At 46.3% G+C, this 16,763-nt stretch carries 14 protein-coding genes; 7 read left to right on the top strand and 7 right to left on the bottom strand.

The annotated features are described in order from the left end of the window. The first annotated feature begins 79 nt into the window (after positions 1 to 79). Both QUB26_RS23260 and QUB26_RS23255 read left to right on the top strand, forming a co-directional pair. The gene (locus QUB26_RS23260) at positions 80 to 1,012 is read left to right on the top strand and encodes an Rpn family recombination-promoting nuclease/putative transposase (protein ID WP_333319906.1); all 933 of its coding nucleotides are present in this window, start codon (positions 80 to 82) and stop codon (positions 1,010 to 1,012) included. An 18-nt stretch (positions 1,013 to 1,030) separates the two neighbouring features. Continuing rightward, a complete protein-coding gene (locus tag QUB26_RS23255) occupies positions 1,031 to 3,301 on the top strand; it encodes a tetratricopeptide repeat protein (RefSeq protein ID WP_333319904.1) in 2,271 nt (756 codons plus the stop codon). Positions 3,302 to 3,368: 67 nt separating this feature from the next. On the opposite strand, the gene QUB26_RS23250 is transcribed toward QUB26_RS23255, so the two are convergent. After that, positions 3,369 to 4,106 (bottom strand): hypothetical protein, encoded by a 738-nt coding sequence (locus QUB26_RS23250; protein WP_333245530.1) that lies wholly within the window; start codon positions 4,104 to 4,106, stop codon positions 3,369 to 3,371. Further along, positions 4,103 to 4,429 carry an MgPME-cyclase complex family protein gene (locus tag QUB26_RS23245; RefSeq protein ID WP_172192102.1) on the bottom strand — a complete coding sequence of 109 codons (327 nt, stop codon included), beginning with the start codon at positions 4,427 to 4,429 and terminating at the stop codon, positions 4,103 to 4,105. Before QUB26_RS23245 ends, QUB26_RS23250 begins: the two co-directional genes overlap by 4 nt. Positions 4,430 to 4,543: 114 nt before the next feature. On the opposite strand from QUB26_RS23245, the gene QUB26_RS23240 reads away from it, so the two are divergent. Both QUB26_RS23240 and QUB26_RS23235 read left to right on the top strand, forming a co-directional pair. Then, positions 4,544 to 4,750, top strand: a complete 207-nt coding sequence (locus QUB26_RS23240) for a hypothetical protein (RefSeq protein ID WP_333245527.1) — start codon at positions 4,544 to 4,546, stop codon at positions 4,748 to 4,750. A gap of 395 nt (positions 4,751 to 5,145) precedes the next feature. Further along, positions 5,146 to 6,345, top strand: a complete 1,200-nt coding sequence (locus QUB26_RS23235; protein ID WP_333245524.1) for a glycosyltransferase — start codon at positions 5,146 to 5,148, stop codon at positions 6,343 to 6,345. 569 nt (positions 6,346 to 6,914) lie between these two features. On the opposite strand, the gene QUB26_RS23230 is transcribed toward QUB26_RS23235, so the two are convergent. From QUB26_RS23230 to QUB26_RS23220, 3 genes are all read right to left on the bottom strand, one after another. Continuing rightward, positions 6,915 to 7,823, bottom strand: a complete 909-nt coding sequence (locus QUB26_RS23230) for a MoxR family ATPase (protein WP_333057199.1) — start codon at positions 7,821 to 7,823, stop codon at positions 6,915 to 6,917. A 178-nt stretch (positions 7,824 to 8,001) separates the two neighbouring features. Beyond that, complete coding sequence (locus tag QUB26_RS23225; protein WP_333319902.1) at positions 8,002 to 9,216, bottom strand: bifunctional riboflavin kinase/FAD synthetase; 1,215 nt, start codon at positions 9,214 to 9,216, stop codon at positions 8,002 to 8,004. Positions 9,217 to 9,445: 229 nt separating this feature from the next. Beyond that, complete coding sequence (locus QUB26_RS23220; RefSeq protein ID WP_333057201.1) at positions 9,446 to 10,348, bottom strand: MBL fold metallo-hydrolase; 903 nt, start codon at positions 10,346 to 10,348, stop codon at positions 9,446 to 9,448. A 1,106-nt stretch (positions 10,349 to 11,454) separates the two neighbouring features. Between QUB26_RS23220 and QUB26_RS23215 the strand changes: the two genes are divergently transcribed. Continuing rightward, complete coding sequence (locus QUB26_RS23215) at positions 11,455 to 12,453, top strand: hypothetical protein (protein WP_333245515.1); 999 nt, start codon at positions 11,455 to 11,457, stop codon at positions 12,451 to 12,453. A 47-nt stretch (positions 12,454 to 12,500) separates the two neighbouring features. Continuing rightward, a complete protein-coding gene (locus QUB26_RS23210) occupies positions 12,501 to 13,694 on the top strand; it encodes an RNA-guided endonuclease TnpB family protein (RefSeq protein WP_333245512.1) in 1,194 nt (397 codons plus the stop codon). 19 nt (positions 13,695 to 13,713) lie between these two features. Here the strand turns inward: QUB26_RS23210 and QUB26_RS23205 are convergent, their stop codons facing one another. Further along, positions 13,714 to 14,328, bottom strand: a complete 615-nt coding sequence (locus tag QUB26_RS23205) for a hypothetical protein (protein WP_333302863.1) — start codon at positions 14,326 to 14,328, stop codon at positions 13,714 to 13,716. A gap of 529 nt (positions 14,329 to 14,857) precedes the next feature. Here QUB26_RS23205 and QUB26_RS23200 point away from each other — a divergent pair. Then, positions 14,858 to 15,763: an alpha/beta hydrolase gene (locus QUB26_RS23200; RefSeq protein WP_333245506.1), complete on the top strand. Its 906-nt coding sequence runs from the start codon at positions 14,858 to 14,860 to the stop codon at positions 15,761 to 15,763. A gap of 212 nt (positions 15,764 to 15,975) precedes the next feature. Here the strand turns inward: QUB26_RS23200 and QUB26_RS23195 are convergent, their stop codons facing one another. Continuing rightward, positions 15,976 to 16,500 carry a DUF4330 domain-containing protein gene (locus tag QUB26_RS23195; protein ID WP_333245503.1) on the bottom strand — a complete coding sequence of 175 codons (525 nt, stop codon included), beginning with the start codon at positions 16,498 to 16,500 and terminating at the stop codon, positions 15,976 to 15,978. Positions 16,501 to 16,763 lie beyond the last annotated feature (263 nt).

Here is a 16,763-nt window from a genome sequence, read left to right as displayed (position 1 = left end):
AACAAGAAAGAAAGCAAACAGACTGTCACAGTAAGGTTGGCAGCCGTGTTAAGTACAAATGTCGAAGGAGAAAAATAACATGAGATTTATCAATCCCAAAATTGATTTTGCCTTCAAAAAAATATTTGGCTCCGCCCAGAGTACCGACATTCTGATTAGTTTTTTGAATGCCCTACTCTATGAAGGGCGATCGATAATTGAAAGTTTAGAAATCCTTGACCCTTATCTTGGCCCTCAAATAGCGGGAGTAAAAAACAGCTACTTAGATGTCAAAGCGCTACTTAATGACGGCACATACGTGATTATCGAAATGCAAGTTTTGAAGGTACAGGCCTTTGGCAAGCGAGTTTTGTACAATGCAGCAAAAACCTATGCACTCCAATTAACAAGGGGAGAACTATACAAGCAACTGCGACCTGTGATTGCTTTGACTATCACTGATTTTGAAATGTTTCGCGGCGAGCAAGATGTGATTTCGCATTTTGTCTTCAAAGAAAGAACTCGCTTGTCTGATTATCTACAAAATGACATTGAGTTAGTATTTGTAGAGTTGCCAAAATTTAAGAAAGAATTGGATCGACTGGAAACTCTTACGGACAAGTGGATTTACTTTATCAAAACTACTGGCACTTTGGATGAAGTACCTCAAACAATGGTCACAGTCCCGGAAATTCAGAAAGCCTTTGAAATTGCCAATCAAGTTAGTTTGACACAGGAGGAATTTAACATATTACAACAGCAAGAGTTTTTTGCTCAAGATCAAGAGGGTTCAGTGGCTTTAGGTCGGGAAGAAGGCAGACAAGAAGGCAGACAAGAAGGCAGACAAGAAGGACAAGTAGGGTTAATTATGCGTTTGCTAAGTCGCCGTTTAGGTCAAATAAACCCGGATATTGAAAGCCGCATTCGCCAATTGCCGATCGACAAATTAGAGAATCTTGCAGAAGCAATGTTAGATTTTTCTAATGCCGAAGATTTAACAGCTTGGTTGGAAGCTAATTCTCCAAAATACTAGGAATATTAGGTAAATCTCATGCTTGGAATCACACTCAGCAGTCGCTACAGCATTATCCGTCACTTGGGAGGCGGCGGATTTGCTCAAACTTATTTAGCTGAAGATAAGCAGCTACCAGGCAATCACCTCTGCGTCGTCAAGCAGCTTAAACCTCACGCAACCGATCCCGAAACTCTAAAGGTAGCTAGACGTTTATTCGATACCGAAGCACAAGTTTTGTACAAGTTGGGAAATCACGATCGCATTCCCCGACTTTTTGCTTTTTTTGAAGAGAATCAAGAGTTTTATCTAGTTCAAGAATTTATAGAAGGCCACGATTTAAGTCAAGAAATTATACCCCCCCAAACCCCCCCTTACCAAGGGGGGGCTGGACTTGGCTCCCCCCCTTACCAAGGGGGGGCAGGGGGGGGTTCCTCTTACCAAGGGGGGGCTGGACTTGGCTCCCCCCCTTACCAAGGGGGGGCAGGGGGGGGTTCCTCTTACCAAGGAGGGCCTGCGGGAAGTTCCCCTTACCAAGGAGGAACTGCGGGAGTCATGCAGGAAGATGCAGTCATTTGTATATTGCAGGAACTTCTCGAAATTTTAGACTTTGTACACCAGCAAAATGTGATTCACCGCGATGTCAATCCCCGCAATATCCTCCGCAGAGATAGAGACGGAAAATTAGTTTTAATTGACTTCGGCGCAGTCAAAGAAATTACTACTCAAATCACCAATCCTCAGCCCAAGAATAGCTTGAGTGTCAGCATTGGTACTCCCGGTTATATGCCCAGCGAACAAGCTCATGGCAACCCGAAACTCAGCAGCGATATCTATGCCGTCGGTGCGATCGCAATTCAGTTCCTCACTGGCATAAATCCTCACCAAATGCCAAAAAATACCGAGACAGAGGAAATAATTTGGCAGGACAAAACATCAGTCAGTCCTGAATTTGCGACTATTTTAGATAAGATGGTAAAGTACGATTTTCGGCAACGTTATTCTAGTGCCGGCGAAACGCTGCAAGCTATTAAAGAATTGAAAAATTCTTTCAGCGGTACAGTTCCTGTATTGCCTCCGGTGGCTGCTGCGAAGATGCCGCTCAAATCTCGAAAAAAACTGTATTTAAAAATATTGTCGATCGCCAGTTTAATTGGCATCAGTATTATAGCATCAATTTATGGTGTAAACACTTTTAATTCTGCCAATGCAACTGATTTATACAACCGAGGCAATACTCTTTACAATTTAAGCCGATTTGAAGAAGCTCTAGCAGCGTATGATCGAGCAATAAATCTCAGGCCGGACTACGCGGAAGTTTGGCAGGAAAAAGCCAAAACTTTGTACGAATTGAAAAAATACAAAGAATCGCAATCAGCTTACGATCGAGCCATAGAATTAAAGCCGGAATACTTAGAAGCTTGGACGGGGCGGGGTTATGCTTTGGATAAATTGCAGCAGTCTCAAGAGGCGATCGCATCTTTTGATAACGCTTTGAAAATCCAGCCAGACTATGCCGCAGCGTGGGAAGGCAGAGGCGATGTTCTGTTAGATTCGCAGCGGTACGAAGAGGCCATCACTTCCTACGAAAAAGCTGTACAATTTCAGCCCAATTTGTACGGTGCTTGGTACAATCGGGGACAAGCTTACCAAAAATTAAAACAGTACGATCGAGCCGTAGAATCCTATCAAAAAGCAGTTGAAATCAAATTCGATAATTATGAAGCTTGGTACAATTTAGGCAATGTATTCCTCGAATTAAACAAAAACAAGGAAGCTTTTGAAGCCTACGAAAAAGCCGTGCGGTTTCAGCCCAATTTTTATCAAGGGTGGTACAGTAAAGGCATCGCTTTGCTGAAAATGCGGAGGCATGAAGAAGCGGTAGAAGCTTACGAAAAAGCTGTCAAGTTAAAACCTGATTATTATCAAGCATGGTACAATTTAGGTTGGTCGTACCACGAATTACGCAGGTACGAACAAGCAATTGAGTGTTATAACAGAGCCTTAGATTTAAACCCGAAAGAATATCCAGCGTGGTACAATAGAGGCAATGCCCAGTACAATTTGAAACGGTACGAAGATGCGATCGTCTCTTACAATGAAGCCGTCTATGTCAAGCCTGACTACTCGGAAGCCTGGTACAGCCGCGGCAATGCACTGGTGGCAGTAAAAAGATACGAAGATGCGATCGCCTCTTATGACAAAGCAATTCGCTACAAACCCGATTACCGAGCCGCAATGGAAGCAAAAAAGCGGGCAGAAAGTCAGCTAGGAAGCAGCCCGCTAGAGTCCGAACAACAACAACAATAATTGTTATTAGTCCGCTTAGGCGGACTTTGTTTGACAAGAAGCAACTTTAATTGCCAAGTTTTATCTTTTAGCGAACAGCGGGAGCAATTACGGTAACTCGGCGGCTGTCTACTAACATCGGCCAAAAACCTCGATCGCTCAATGCTTTTACCGCAGCAGTAGCGGCGTTTTGATCCGTTGTATAAGCGACGAATAAAAAGGGACGCTGGCCGTAGGAAGCTAAGCCTACTTGTGTGCCGAATGCTTGCCTGACTTGGCCTGCTAATTCGGGTTGGTTGAAGTAATCGACTAAGACTGCATAACCAGGGCCCAGGGGTTGGGGATTGAAGGCAAGATTGCCGCTGGGAGAATTGGTGATTGGTTCAAAACCTGGTGCTGGCTGGGGGCTGTAGACTGGCAAATTTTGGGGTAGTGCCGCTGCGGGCGATCGTACTACGTAAGCTTGCAATCCGACAACATCTTCGATGTATTTAACCCAATCGCCCGCGATTTGCGAGTCGCGAAAGCCACCAACTCGCGTCACCGTGTCATTGATGTACCGACAAACTGTGTTGTTAGTATTTCCAGGGAAAGAGCGTTTTGCTCTTTCTTGCTGTTCGGGTGTTGGGGTGACAATTAACAGTAGATATTCATCGGGCTGGGGCGGTTGGCAGCTCGATTGAGCTTTAACAGAACTCGATAAAATTGTCAATACCAAAAGGGCGATCGAAGTAGCAGAAAATAGGGGGAGAGACAAAATAAATTTGTACAATTTACCCCTAATTGTTGTTAGTTGTTTTGTCGGATATTTTGCTCTTTTATTCATGCTGTCTGTAGGGATGCAAGGGCATCAGGAATAGTTGGTGATGGTGCTTGAAATTCACCTGTCAGTACATATTCTAATCGCAGTTTCAACCAGGTGATGAAGACAGGATCGGTAGAAATAATAGCGGCGGCTGGCTGAGGGCATTTTGCTTTAACTTCTGCCATTGTCGGTGCTTCTAGGAAAGCCGGCTGCTTGACCAACCAGAAGTCTATTTGTTTTTCTTGTTCGTTGTAGTTGCGAGTTCTTTCTTTAAACACTTCATCTAGGGCTTCTTCTTCTAGCAAAAAGCGTTGGCTGGCTAAAACGTAGTAGTAGGTTTGCATTTTTGTCGGTTGTTAGAGGTTGACGGTTAGCGGTTAATGTCGCCTGTATCGGCCAGTTTTGCTGGTCAGGGGCGGGTTTGCCGAGTTGCGGCAGTTGGAGAGTTCTAGACTCTTGTGCCGTTTACTTTACCTTATTTGCTGTCATCTTGGGTAGATGCAGAGCAAGTCGCCTCAGAAAAATCTTTGGTGGCGAGAGTTGAGGGAGTTGTGAGAGTTGCGAGAGTTGCTGGTTGTTTGGGGATTTGGGCGATTATTTTTCGGGCTGGTGATTTTAGGGAAAATTTAGGTGACAATAGGAAATTAGATGGAATTGCAGGTTGAATAATTACCAATTATTGAGGCAATCTGGGGGCTGTTAAACCTGATTGGGAGTGGTTTGCATAACAGGAAAACACTTCGGACAGTTTTTAATTGGGAACCCTGAAAAAAGGCTTTCAGGGCGATTCGGCGATCGAGCTGCCTGCGTGAAAATCAACGGTTTGTGACTACTACCTAAAAAGTGTCGTGACTATTGTATTAAAAATGTAAAATGTGTTGATTGATTTGCTCTGACCGAAATAGCGATCGCCCCGCTGTCACTTCCCCCATCCCACCAAAAGCGATCGCCCTCCGCCCCTGCTCAAATAAGCTCAACAAATCAGCTAAATTTGTTGCCCACGTATTGCAGCCAAAGGCTAAACTAATCTAAGTTTTACCATAAAATTTTCTCCCCGTTCATGAACATCGCTTATTTAGTCAACCAATATCCCAAAGTCAGCCACAGCTTTGTCCGCAGAGAAGTGCTAGCCGTTGAAAATTGCGGCATGAAAGTCGCACGTTTTTCGATCCGATCCTGCGAGTCAGAACTCGTTGATGGGGCCGACAAACTAGAGCAAGAATCAACTAAAGTAATCTTAGGAGTTGGTGTACAGGGGTTAGCGTGGGGTTTGCTGCGCGTTGCCACAACTAGACCAATTCGATTCATCGAAGCTGTGCGGTTAATGTTCAAAGTTGGCTGGCACTCGGAACGGGGGATTTTGCTGCATCTAGCTTATTTAGCAGAAGCTTGCATTCTTTTAAATTGGTTTGCAGAATCCGGTACAGCACACGTTCACGCTCACTTCGGGACAAATTCCACAACAGTCGCTATGCTGTGCCACGTGCTGGGCGGCCCGACTTACAGTTTCACTGTTCACGGCCCTGAAGAATTTGATAAAGCCACACTTCTTTCCTTAGACGAAAAAATTAAACGATCGACCTTTGTAGCAGCAGTTAGTTCCTTCGGTAAAAGTCAGCTTTTTCGGTGGTGCGATCGCACTTTTTGGTCAAAAATTCACGTCATACACTGCGGCGTAGATGCTGCATTTTTAACTGCACCCTACGTCCCCATACCCGCAGCACCCCGCTTAGCTTGCATTGGCCGGCTCAGCGAACAAAAAGGTCATTTATTATTGCTAGAAGCTGCTAGCAAGTTAGCAGTTCAAGGCTTAGAGTTTAAGTTGGTACTCGTAGGAGACGGGCCGCTGCGATCGGATATTGAACAGCAGATTCAGCAACTTGGTTTGCAAAACCATATAGAAATTACCGGTTGGGCCAGTGGCGATCGAGTTCAGCAAGAGATTTTAGCTTCACGGGCAATGGTATTGCCGAGTTTTGCTGAAGGTTTGCCCGTTGTAATTATGGAAGCCCTCGCTCTCAATCGGCCCGTAATTAGCACCTATGTTGCTGGCATCCCGGAGCTCGTAGAACCCGGTGTTTGCGGTTGGTTAGTTCCTCCCGGTTCCGCAGAAGCATTAGCGGTAGCGATGCGCGCGGTATTGGAAGCACCTCTAGAAAAGCTAGAACAAATGGGGAAAACAGGAGCAGAACGGGTTGCTCAACAACACAATGTTGATTTAGAGGCAAAAAAATTAGTGGCGCTGTTTGAGAGTGCTTGAGAATGGTGCAAAACCTATGGATTAACTGACATCTTGCACCATTATTAATAAGTCTTTCAAGAGCGGGATCTCCTGCCCAACCCCTACTCCCCACAGGAAAATTAATTGTTTGTGGAACAGGCATCTTGCCTGTTCCTTGAATTAAGCTGTAATTCTTTATTGTTTGTGGAACAGGCATCTTGCCTGTTCCTTGAATTAAGCTGTAATTCTTTGTGGAACAGGCATCTTGCCTGTTCCTTGAATTAAGCTGTAATTCTTTATTGTTTGTGGAACAGGCATCTTGCCTGTTCCTTGAATTAAGCTGTAATTCTTTGTGGAACAGGCATCTTGCCTGTTCCTTGAATTAAGCTGTAATTCTTTATTGTTTGTGGAACAGGCATCTTGCCTGTTCCTTGAATTAAGCTGTAATTCTTTGTGGAACAGGCATCTTGCCTGTTCCTTTAATTAAGCTGTAATTCTTTATTGTTTGTGGAACAGGCATCTTGCCTGTTCCTTGAATTAAGCTGTAATTCTTTGTGGAACAGGCATCTTGCCTGTTCCTTTAATTAAAACAACTACTTACAAACTTTTTAAGGAATAGGAACCGATCGCAACAACTTGTCAACAATCGTTTTAGCCCTCCTTCCCCCCGCCGGAATCAATCGGTGAGACAGTACGTGCGGCGCCAAATCCTTCACATCATCCGGGGTAGCAAAATCCCGCCCTGAAATAAACGCCAATGCCTGCGACGCCCGGTGCAAAGCCACCGCACCCCGGGGACTCACCCCCAGAGTAATCTCCTCATCCTCTCGCGTCGATCGCACCAAATCTACAATATACTGTTTCAAAGAGCCTTCCACCTTCACACCAGCGCACAAACGGCGCAATTCCTGCACTTCTGCCAAAGAAATACAAGGCTGCAAATCTTCAACAGCAAAACTATCAGAAAGCCGTTCCAACATTTGCAACTCTTCCAACGCAGCGGGATAGCCCAATGTCAAAGACAAAGTAAACCGATCCATCTGCGCTTCTGGTAGCGGAAAAGTGCCTTGATATTCGATCGGGTTCTGAGTCGCAATCACAAAAAACGGCGTCGGAACATTCCGAGAAACTCCATCTACTGTCACCTGCTTTTCTTCCATCACTTCCAGCAAAGCTGACTGAGTTCGCGGTGTCGCCCGATTGATTTCATCAGCAAGCAAAACATTAGCAAAAACTGGGCCGGGCAAAAACTCAAACTCTCCGCTGCGCGGATTCCAAATATTAGTACCGGTGACATCCGTCGGTAACAAATCGGGAGTGCACTGAATCCGCTGAAACTTGCCATCGATCGATCGCGCCAAAGACTTCGCCAGCAGCGTTTTTCCCACACCAGGCACGTCTTCCAGCAGCGCGTGTCCGCCCGAAAACACGGCTACCAGCACCAAGCGAATAGCATCCGCTTTGCCAACCATAGTTTTGCCTAGATTTTGTTTGAGCCGCTCAATATGTTGTCTCATATCCCTGATTGATAATTGTTAATTGCTAATTGCTAGTTGCTAATTGTTGAAAAGATATCAAGATGGCCAAAATCTTGAGTCTTTGCCTTGCGGACTTCGTATTTGTACAACTAGAATTTAGTCTGACTCATCTTGCACCATTTTTAAAAGCGATCGCCTGTTCTAGATCACATAATTATTAGACTTTAGCAGTTAAGAGGCTTCTAGCAATATCGCAATCTGCCTGAATTTGAGTTTTGAGAGCATCCAGAGAAGCGAATTTTTGTTCGGGTCGCAAAAACTCTACCAAACTCGCACTCAAGGTTTGACCGTACAAATCCCCAGACCAATCTAACAGGTGAATTTCCACAGTGGGTTGCTGGCCGTCTACTGTCGGGCGGCAACCAACATTCATCACCCCATTGACAAAAGATAAATTTGATGCTGCGCCGGAAATTAGAGATTTGGGATTTTCCCGCTGATAGGAAGAACTTTCCTCTTTCATCTTTTCCCATCCATCTTTCAGCGAGACTCGTACCGCATACACGCCAAAACGTGGCAAAAATTTTTCCGGCGGCAGTTCGATATTAGCAGTAGGAAATCCGATCGTCCTACCCAGCCGCTGTCCCCCAACCACAGTTCCGACTAAACTGTAAGGTCGCCCCAGCAACTGATTCGCTCTTGTGAGGTCGCCGGATGCCAAACCTTCGCGGATTGCAGAACTGCTGATCCGATCGCCCTCACCGCAATTGTGCAGCGGTACAAGAGCAACATCAATACCGTAACCAGAGGCGATCGACTGCAAATCCACAGCCGTCCCAGCGCGTCCCCGCCCAAACCGAAAATCAACCCCCACACTAATTCGACTCGCTTTTAGTTGCCGCACCAAAATTTCCTCGACAAACTCAGAAGCAGTCAAAGCCGCTAATTCTCGATCGAACGGCAGCAGCACAAGTTGCTCGACGCCCATGGCTGCGAGCAATTCTACCTTTTCTGCCAGAGGCGTCAGCAGTTTTTTCGGTTGACCCGTAAAAAATTCTTGCGGGTGCGGATCGAATGTCACCACAGTGCTATAAAGTCGATCGACCCCATCAGAATCGCGACTAGAGAGGCTGTTGCCCTCGGCCCTAGGGCCTATCAAACCCTCGAAGTTATGGTGGCTGTCGGCTCGATCCGGCGGTGCTGCTGAGTCATTTTCGCAGGTCGCCGGATGTTCGCTTTCCCAATTTTGATCTGTGCCAACGTTGGAGCGCAAGTTTTGCCCCGACGCAAAAACCGTCGCAGAATTTGGCCCAGGCGATCGATTTAAAATTGGCTGCACGACTTGTCGATGCCCTAGGTGCAAACCATCAAAGTTTCCCAAGGCAACAGAAGTTGGAGTCAGAGCAGCGGTACAAGAAGAAGTTACCCACACGCTTAAAATTTTGACATACTTAGTGCGATCGCCAGTCGATTTTAGATTTTAGATTTTAGATTTTAGATTTGACTCCACAGATAAATCTGGAAGGTTGAACTTTGGTCTAAACTTTTTGGTTTTCCACCACTTAAGCCGGGGGCTTGTATCCGTCTCTGAGGTCAGCCCTAACTTAAATTTGAGATTTCTGACCTCAAGATTTCAGAACCATCGGGCAATCTCAAATCCATCAGACAGGCACTTGAGGCGCTTGCACCGACACTTCAGACAAATTGTTATCAGGAGGCAGCAATTGTAACGACAAACCTTCCCGCGCCATCAAACTGTTCGGGAATCTTTGAGCCACTTGTTCTCCCACCTTGTCTAAAAACTCGTCATTGTGCAGCGGGTCGTGGTGAAAAATCACCAACTTTTTGACATTAGCAGCCTTTGCCACCTTCACCGCTTCCTGCCAAGTCGAATGTCCCCAGCCGACCTTGCTGCTTTTCTCCGCATAATACTCCTCATCGGTATAAGTAGCGTCGTAGATCAGCACCTCAGCATCCTGAGCCAAATACAGCACATTTTCGTCTAAACGATCGGGAAAATGTTCGGTATCAGTCACGTAAGCAGCCGAATACCCCCGCCAGTTTACGCGGTAGCCTATAGCTTCGCCCGGATGGTTCAGCAAAGCAGTTTCCACCTTAATCTCTCCGATTTCCAGCGGTTTGCCCACTTCTATATCGTTAAATTTCAGGTCTGCCCCCATAATTTGCAGGGGTACCGGAAAATTGGGGTGCAGCATCTGGTCGTGGAGGCGCTGCTGGATAGTAGCCTTATTAGGAGCAATAGCCCCATAGATGTGAAAGCAGTTCCCAGGAATAAAAGCTGGGACAAAAAATGGGAATCCTTGAATGTGATCCCAGTGAGAGTGAGTAAAAAACATATGAGCTTTTACGGGCATCTGGGACAGGAGAGTTTGTCCCAAAACCCGCAATCCAGTACCGCCATCGAAAATTAGGCGACTCTCACCCACTCGCATTTCTACACAGGGCGTGTTGCCCCCGTAACGTACTGTTTCTGCCCCGGGAGACGCTATGCTACCTCTAACGCCCCAGAAGTGAACCGTGAATTGGTTGTGCATACTAGACATGGGTTTTCTTGCAAGATTGTTCCGGCGAGTTATCGATAAGGTGTTTACATATTACTAAGGGCTTTACCATCAAACCCAAGTTCTTTGACGGTCGAGTTCCCCACTTGTGGGAACTGCCAAGAGTCTCGCTCATCGCGAGAATGCAAAACTGTTGGGCTTGACAACTGAGCAATAAATTACAAAGTAGACGTTGGAAGTCTCGATCGTAACTATTCTTTTCGTCTCTTCACTAGCCTAACCTCCGCAGACACACTTTGGGGCAGTAGTTCTGTCTGAGTTTGGTCAAAAGCCGCTGTTTCTCCAGCCTCCGCAATTGCCGAACCGGATTGCGCGGTCAGTTGCTTGCCTTGCTGCTTTACCGGTTTGAACCCGGATGATGGCTTTCCTGCTATCTAGTCCGGTCGATCGACCATAATATGCAGGTGGCGGGGCTGTTTTACGCCGATATCTGGCCGATATTGGCGATCGGGCGTGAACGCGCCGCTACAATAATGACGGTTAATTTACCCGACTTGAGATGCTCCCGCCATTTAACCCCTGCCCATGAGCATCCGGGACTCCTTTTTAGCAGAACCCGGTTTAATTAACTCAACTCCCATTAATTCAAAAATCTTAGCAGTTTAGGAAGGCTCCTGCTATTAATTATCAACCAATACTGTCTGGATGCTCGGCCCGCTGCGGTTCGTCCCGCTAGCGGTCAAGCTGAACCCAGCCTCATCTGACACCGGGTAGCAGCGAGAGTCCGGGCCTGCGGGCAAAAGGCTAAATTTTCGTCGTGCATTTCTTGGCGGACGAATTGAATCACTCAAAATTCCCCTATTTTCGGAAATTAAAAAATTTCGCTTTTTGGCTATCATGCCAACTCCGATCGCCATTCTGTCTCAAGAGCGATGCAGAAATATTCCCTGTTAACCTGTGGTGCTTTTCTCAACAATCTTCAATAGCTCTATTGTTGGTAAGGATTTCTCGGAATTCGGCGCATTTGCGGTACTCGCCACGGGTTTGAATTTCCGGTATCATAGAAGCTTAGAGTCTTGTTTGTCGAGAATCTAAATCAGTGCTAAAAAAGCCTGGATAACTTTAAGTTATTTTTCAAAAAAGTCAGTATGAATCAAGTTAAAAAAACTACAACCAAGCTGAATAGATCGCCTGTGAAAGTGTCCGATCGCACTTTGGAACTCGGTAATCTTCCCTTGAGCGACCTGTCTTTAGAAATAACTGATGGTCAAGCTTTGAGAGAATTGAGTTCGGACGATCGCCCGCCGGCAACCCCAACAGCCACAGGCCGGACTGCCGAAACAAGACGCCGGAGGGTAGATGGTAAGACCTCCTGGGCCCGATCGCCTGTGGTTTCTACTGCGTTTCTCAAATGGCTGCTAGAGAGTTTGACTCGATCCAAAGGTTGGCTGGCAGTTATCACCCTGGCAGCAGTTTGGGGGTGGTGGAACAGTGAATTACTGTTTTCCACAGGCCTGGGGATAGCAGCGATGATGGTGGTTTACCGAGGGCAGTCGTGGGACTGGCAATTGCTGCGAGCAAAAGGCGAGCAATTTTGGGAGGGGCCGAACCGCCGATTTGTTTTAGCCGTCGGCACTGGCGGCATTGCTACCTTGGGCGCTTACATGAGTTTGGCGATTTGGGCGGACTCAAGCAGCCCCTGGATGGCTTTGAGCCTAATTTTGCAGAATTTGGGTACGATCGCGATTGCAGGGGTGTTGCTGCGGCAAGGGTTGAGTCTGGGGGCTGCAAAAGATGAAGATGCGATCGATCGCATCTTGGCGGATTTGACTGATGCTGACCCCGTGAAGCGTTTGATTGCTGTGCGGCAAATGACCGATTTGGTGAATCAGGGTGGGTTTGGCCCTGTGAGCTCTGTCAAAAGTTCCATCGCCCGTTCCCGCGCTGCCGAGTGCTTTCGCCTGATGCTGAGTCGGGAACCAGAAGCTTTAGTCCGCAATGCCCTTCTCGAAGGTTTGCAGACTTGGGATGCTACTTATGGCATGGCTTTAACTAATGCGAATGGGAAGTCCCGCGCTCTACCGAAGGTGAGCGTCGGGATGAAAGCTCGCGGTGAAAATAAATTGAGCGACAGCCAATCAATATAGTTTTTGTGTGCTACGATCATCTTATCGGTATTCTGCAATCTTGATAAATGTATCAAGCCTACAAGTACAGAATCTATCCCACAAGTGAGCAAGAAACCTTGCTTGCAAAGTCTTTTGGTTGTGCGAGATGGTTTTGGAACTATGCTTTAAATCTATGTCAAGAAACTTACAAAAATACTGGCAAAGGACTATCTAGGGCATACATACAAGGCTTGCTCCCTCCACTCAAAAAAGAATACGAATGGCTAAAAGAACCCTATTCTCAATGTTTGCAGGTGGTTGCATTGAATTTATCTACTGCCTACAAAAACTTCTTTGACAAGAGGGCGATGCTGCCCAAATTCAAGTCAAAGCACGGCAGGCAGTCGATCGGCTACCCTCAAAATGTCAAATTCGACGGTGACTATATCAACCTACCTAAGATTGGTTTAGTTTTCTGTCGGCGACATCGTGATTTTGAGGGCGACATCAAGACCGTTACCGTATCTCGCAACCCGGACGGTAAACATTTTATTTCTGTTTTGATTGACGATGGGAAAGAAAAGCCTGAATCCGTCCCAGCAGATAAAGCTATTGGCATTGATGTAGGGTTAACTCATTTTGCGATCACCAGTGATGGTTCTAAGTTTGGCAATCCCAAACATTTTGTCAAGCGCCAACGAAACTTAAAACGCAAGCAGCAAAAGCTTTATCGCAAAAAGAAAGGTAGTCAAAACCGAAAAAAGGCAAGACTGGTAGTGGCAAAAGTTCACTCCAAGATTGCCCGATGCCGGGAAGATTTTCTACACAAGCTATCCCGCAAGATAGTTGACGAAAACCAAGTTATTGCAGTGGAAAATCTCAACATCAAAGGCATGGTAAAGAATTATAATTTAGCCAAAGCCATTAGTGATGTTGGCTGGGGTATGTTCTGCACGATGCTTAAGTACAAGTCCGAGAGTGAAGGAAAACAATATGTCGAGATTGATCGATGGTTTCCTAGCTCTAAGACTTGCCATGTATGCCTAAATCGAGTTGATAATCTCACTCTTGATGTTAGAGCATGGAGTTGTCAGCGTTGTGGTACTCACCATGACCGTGATGTAAATGCAGCAATCAATATTAGAAATGAAGCCTTGCGGATTTTGGCGTTAGGAACTAGCGCTTCTGCCTGTGGAGAGGATGTAAGTCGATCTGGTAAAACTTCGGTTTTATTGGACGCTATCCCCGTTGAATCAGGAAGCCAGCGCTGTACCCCTTAAGTGGTCAGCGTCTGGTAGTTCACAATCCAAAAATCAAGTCATCGACTATTAGCTGACCGTCAAAAGCGTAAAAAGTAATTTTATGAATATTCGGAGCTTTTACGCGCAGGGGAGTCCTAGGGTCGATCGGAGAATTAGACCCCACCAGATTGGGCGCCGGCATTTCATCCTGAACAATTGGGTTGCCGTCAATGTCACAAGCAGATAAAACAGTTCGTCGCGAACTGGTGACAAGTCCTGACACCCAGCGAACTGGATACTTAAAAGTTACTTCTATCAGTCCGCTTTTGGGGGCCCCCATTAACACTGTTGCCCCAGAACCAGTGAAAAATGCTGGGTTTGAAGGTTGGATGGCGACGGCATTGCTAAAAGTAACCCCCCAATGTGCAAACTGGTGTTCTACTACTTCAAAGCATTTCAAGTCTTCTAAAGCTACCCGGACGATCGCAGGTACCGTGGTGCGCGATCGCACATCTGACCCGGCGCCTGAGCGTTCTGGAGTGGCGACAACAGACTTTTTGCCGTTTAAATCCATGCTTCGACAGGCTGTGTCAAACTCTGCCAACCCGTCAGATTGAAGACTTTTCGCATCAACCATAAAACCCTCGCGATCCCTTTTTCTGAGCAGTTGCATTTTAGTAGACCTCCCTGAGATTAGTTATTTCTTGTGTTTTGGAATTGATAACGGCGAGGCCCGTGATTGCCAAACCTGCAATTAGGAATCGAAACCCCATTGCCCGCCCTCCAACAAAGACTTTCGACCTCAAAAGCCACTGCTCCGCAAAATATCGTGATTAATGATTTGTGATTGGCGAGCGTCGGCCAACCTGCCGCCTGCCTGAAAGCGAGTTCTAATAGTCCTCCTTTCCGAGCGCCTGCTTTCGGGGTTAGCGAACAGACTCTATTTTGTTGAGGGGTCTCACCCATCATTTTGCTATTATCTCCGATCGGCGGTAGTTTGCAACAGTAAGGATAACTACACAGCCGAATTGCCCAAATCGCAAAACTTACTTGCTGTCTGTAGTTTCACGCTTCACCTGTACTAAAATAGATTTAAATCATTACTCAATCTTTACAAAAACGCCACCAGCTTTGCAAGTTTTTTAAACAAAGACGGGGCGACGGAAAAGAATCTAAAATATAACAGCGATTAAGGTTAGTTTATGCTTGTACCCCTCGGCTTCGGTCAGCGATCAATAGTTACTTCTCTCGGCAGAATGGTTTACTACACTGCTGAAAAAATGCCTTGGATGGGGTTGCCGACCTCAACTTCGGAAAATAAGCCGAACTTAGTATTTTTTCACGGTTTTGGCGGCGGGTCGAGTGCCTACGAATGGTCGAAAGTTTATCCGGCTTTTGCCGCAGAATATCGAATTTTAGCACCGGATTTAATCGGTTGGGGGCGATCGGAACATCCGGCAAGAAATTATCAGGTTGAAGATTATATCACAACTTTGATCGAATTTCTCGAAAAAACTTGTGGCAGTCCGACAGAGGTGATTGCTTCTTCGCTAACAGGGGCGATCGCGATTCGAGCTGCGATCGCACGGCCGGATCTCTTCAAATCACTGATTTTGACCATACCCAGCGGTTTGTCGGATTTCGGACAAGATTACGGCAGCAGTTTCTTCGCTAAGCTAGTCAACACGCCGATTTTAGACAAATTGCTCTACAGCACCGGCATCGCCACAGACGGCGGCATCCGTAGCTTCCTAGAACAACGCCAATTTGCTGATTCGCGTCGCGTTTACCAAGAAATTGTTGATGCTTACCTCCAATCTGCTTTGGAACCAAATGCAGAATATGCCGCCCTGTCTTTTGTGCGGGGAGATTTGTGCTTTGATTTGTCGCTGTACATCACTCAGCTAACAACGCCGACAGCGATTATTTGGGGAGAAAAATCGCAGTTTACCGGGCCCGATATCGGCCAGCGGTTGGCAAACCTCAACCCCGAAGCAATCAAAATTTTTCAACCTCTGGAAAACGTAGGTTTGACTCCGCAGTTAGAAATTCCCGCTGTCACTATTGGCTTAATTCGGCAATATTTAAAATTGCTTTCGGAAGGGTGAAGAAGTCAATTGACAGGAAAGCAGTTGGCAGTGGTGGGGTGGCAGTTGACAGGAAAGCAGTTGTTAGTGGGCTGTTGGCCATTGTTAGAAATAACAATTACCAATTACCAATTACCAATGCCCAATGCCCACTGCCCACTGCCCACTGCCCACTGCCCAATGCCCAATGCCCAATGCCCAATGCCCACTGCCCCATGCCTACTGACTACTAATTATTCTTTGACTCGCACGTCGATAACGCTGGCGTTGAAAATGTACCTGTTGCCTTCAAGCTCTAGCGTAGTGCCAATTTTGACTTTCGTATTACCTAAAACCGGGCCATTTTCAGTAAGTTGACCTTTTCCCTCTAAGGTAAACCTCATATTTCTGCTGAAGGCTTCTTCTTCTCTGGGATCGGGGAGAGCTTTCAGAGTGCCGTTGGGCTGAGGAACTGCTAGGGTTCGGGTGAGAGTTTGGACCGATTTGATGGTAATCTGACCGGAGGGTTGATTGCGGATCACCACATTAATTTTATCACCGGGTTTGAACAACTCTGGAACGTTTGTTCCTTTGAGACCGATCGCAATTGCATCAATCTCTACAGGTTTTATACTGGTGCCGACTTGCGCGACGGAACCGCCAGAAGTGCCGGGAAAGAAGAAGATTCCGACTGCAACTAGCAGTACGATTAGAGCGGCACCTACGTCTAGGATGCTGAGTTTGCCGAACAGCCGGCCTTGAGAATCTAAAATTTTCATAAATCGCCTATTATACTGATAGCGACAGGAGTATGTTTACAAGCTCAGGACTTACACAGACATCGATGAAAAACAGATGCTGCTATTGCTGAGCTACCGCTGGCAATGACATACTTTATTGATGTGTAAGTCCTGAAGCTAAAAGATATTACCACAACGATAGCCCAAAATCCGCATGACTGGGGCACGTGAACTACCCACACTAAATCGAAACGATTATAGTGTGGGCTTCTAACATCACAGAGGAATGCCTCAGAACAGAC

The sequence above is a fragment of the Microcoleus sp. B4-C1 genome (genome assembly GCF_036705285.1).
In the GTDB taxonomy this organism is placed as follows: Bacteria; Cyanobacteriota; Cyanobacteriia; order Cyanobacteriales; family Microcoleaceae; genus Microcoleus.
Note: the sequence above shows the minus strand (reverse complement) of the source record. Positions and strands in the feature narration are given on the sequence as shown.

Bases quoted from the DNA above. Each gene is read 5' to 3' on its own strand.
- QUB26_RS23220 (WP_333057201.1), bottom strand. From the start codon at position 10,348: ATGTCTAGTATGCACAACCAATTCACGGTTCACTTCTGGGGCGTTAGA.
- QUB26_RS23235 (WP_333245524.1), top strand. From the start codon at position 5,146: ATGAACATCGCTTATTTAGTCAACCAATATCCCAAAGTCAGCCACAGC.
- QUB26_RS23230 (WP_333057199.1), bottom strand. From the start codon at position 7,823: ATGAGACAACATATTGAGCGGCTCAAACAAAATCTAGGCAAAACTATG.
- QUB26_RS23200 (WP_333245506.1), top strand. From the start codon at position 14,858: ATGCTTGTACCCCTCGGCTTCGGTCAGCGATCAATAGTTACTTCTCTC.
- QUB26_RS23245 (WP_172192102.1), bottom strand. From the start codon at position 4,429: ATGCAAACCTACTACTACGTTTTAGCCAGCCAACGCTTTTTGCTAGAA.
- QUB26_RS23260 (WP_333319906.1), top strand. From the start codon at position 80: ATGAGATTTATCAATCCCAAAATTGATTTTGCCTTCAAAAAAATATTT.
- QUB26_RS23205 (WP_333302863.1), bottom strand. From the start codon at position 14,328: ATGCAACTGCTCAGAAAAAGGGATCGCGAGGGTTTTATGGTTGATGCG.
- QUB26_RS23250 (WP_333245530.1), bottom strand. From the start codon at position 4,106: ATGAATAAAAGAGCAAAATATCCGACAAAACAACTAACAACAATTAGG.
- QUB26_RS23195 (WP_333245503.1), bottom strand. From the start codon at position 16,500: ATGAAAATTTTAGATTCTCAAGGCCGGCTGTTCGGCAAACTCAGCATC.
- QUB26_RS23255 (WP_333319904.1), top strand. From the start codon at position 1,031: ATGCTTGGAATCACACTCAGCAGTCGCTACAGCATTATCCGTCACTTG.
- QUB26_RS23210 (WP_333245512.1), top strand. From the start codon at position 12,501: ATGTATCAAGCCTACAAGTACAGAATCTATCCCACAAGTGAGCAAGAA.
- QUB26_RS23215 (WP_333245515.1), top strand. From the start codon at position 11,455: ATGAATCAAGTTAAAAAAACTACAACCAAGCTGAATAGATCGCCTGTG.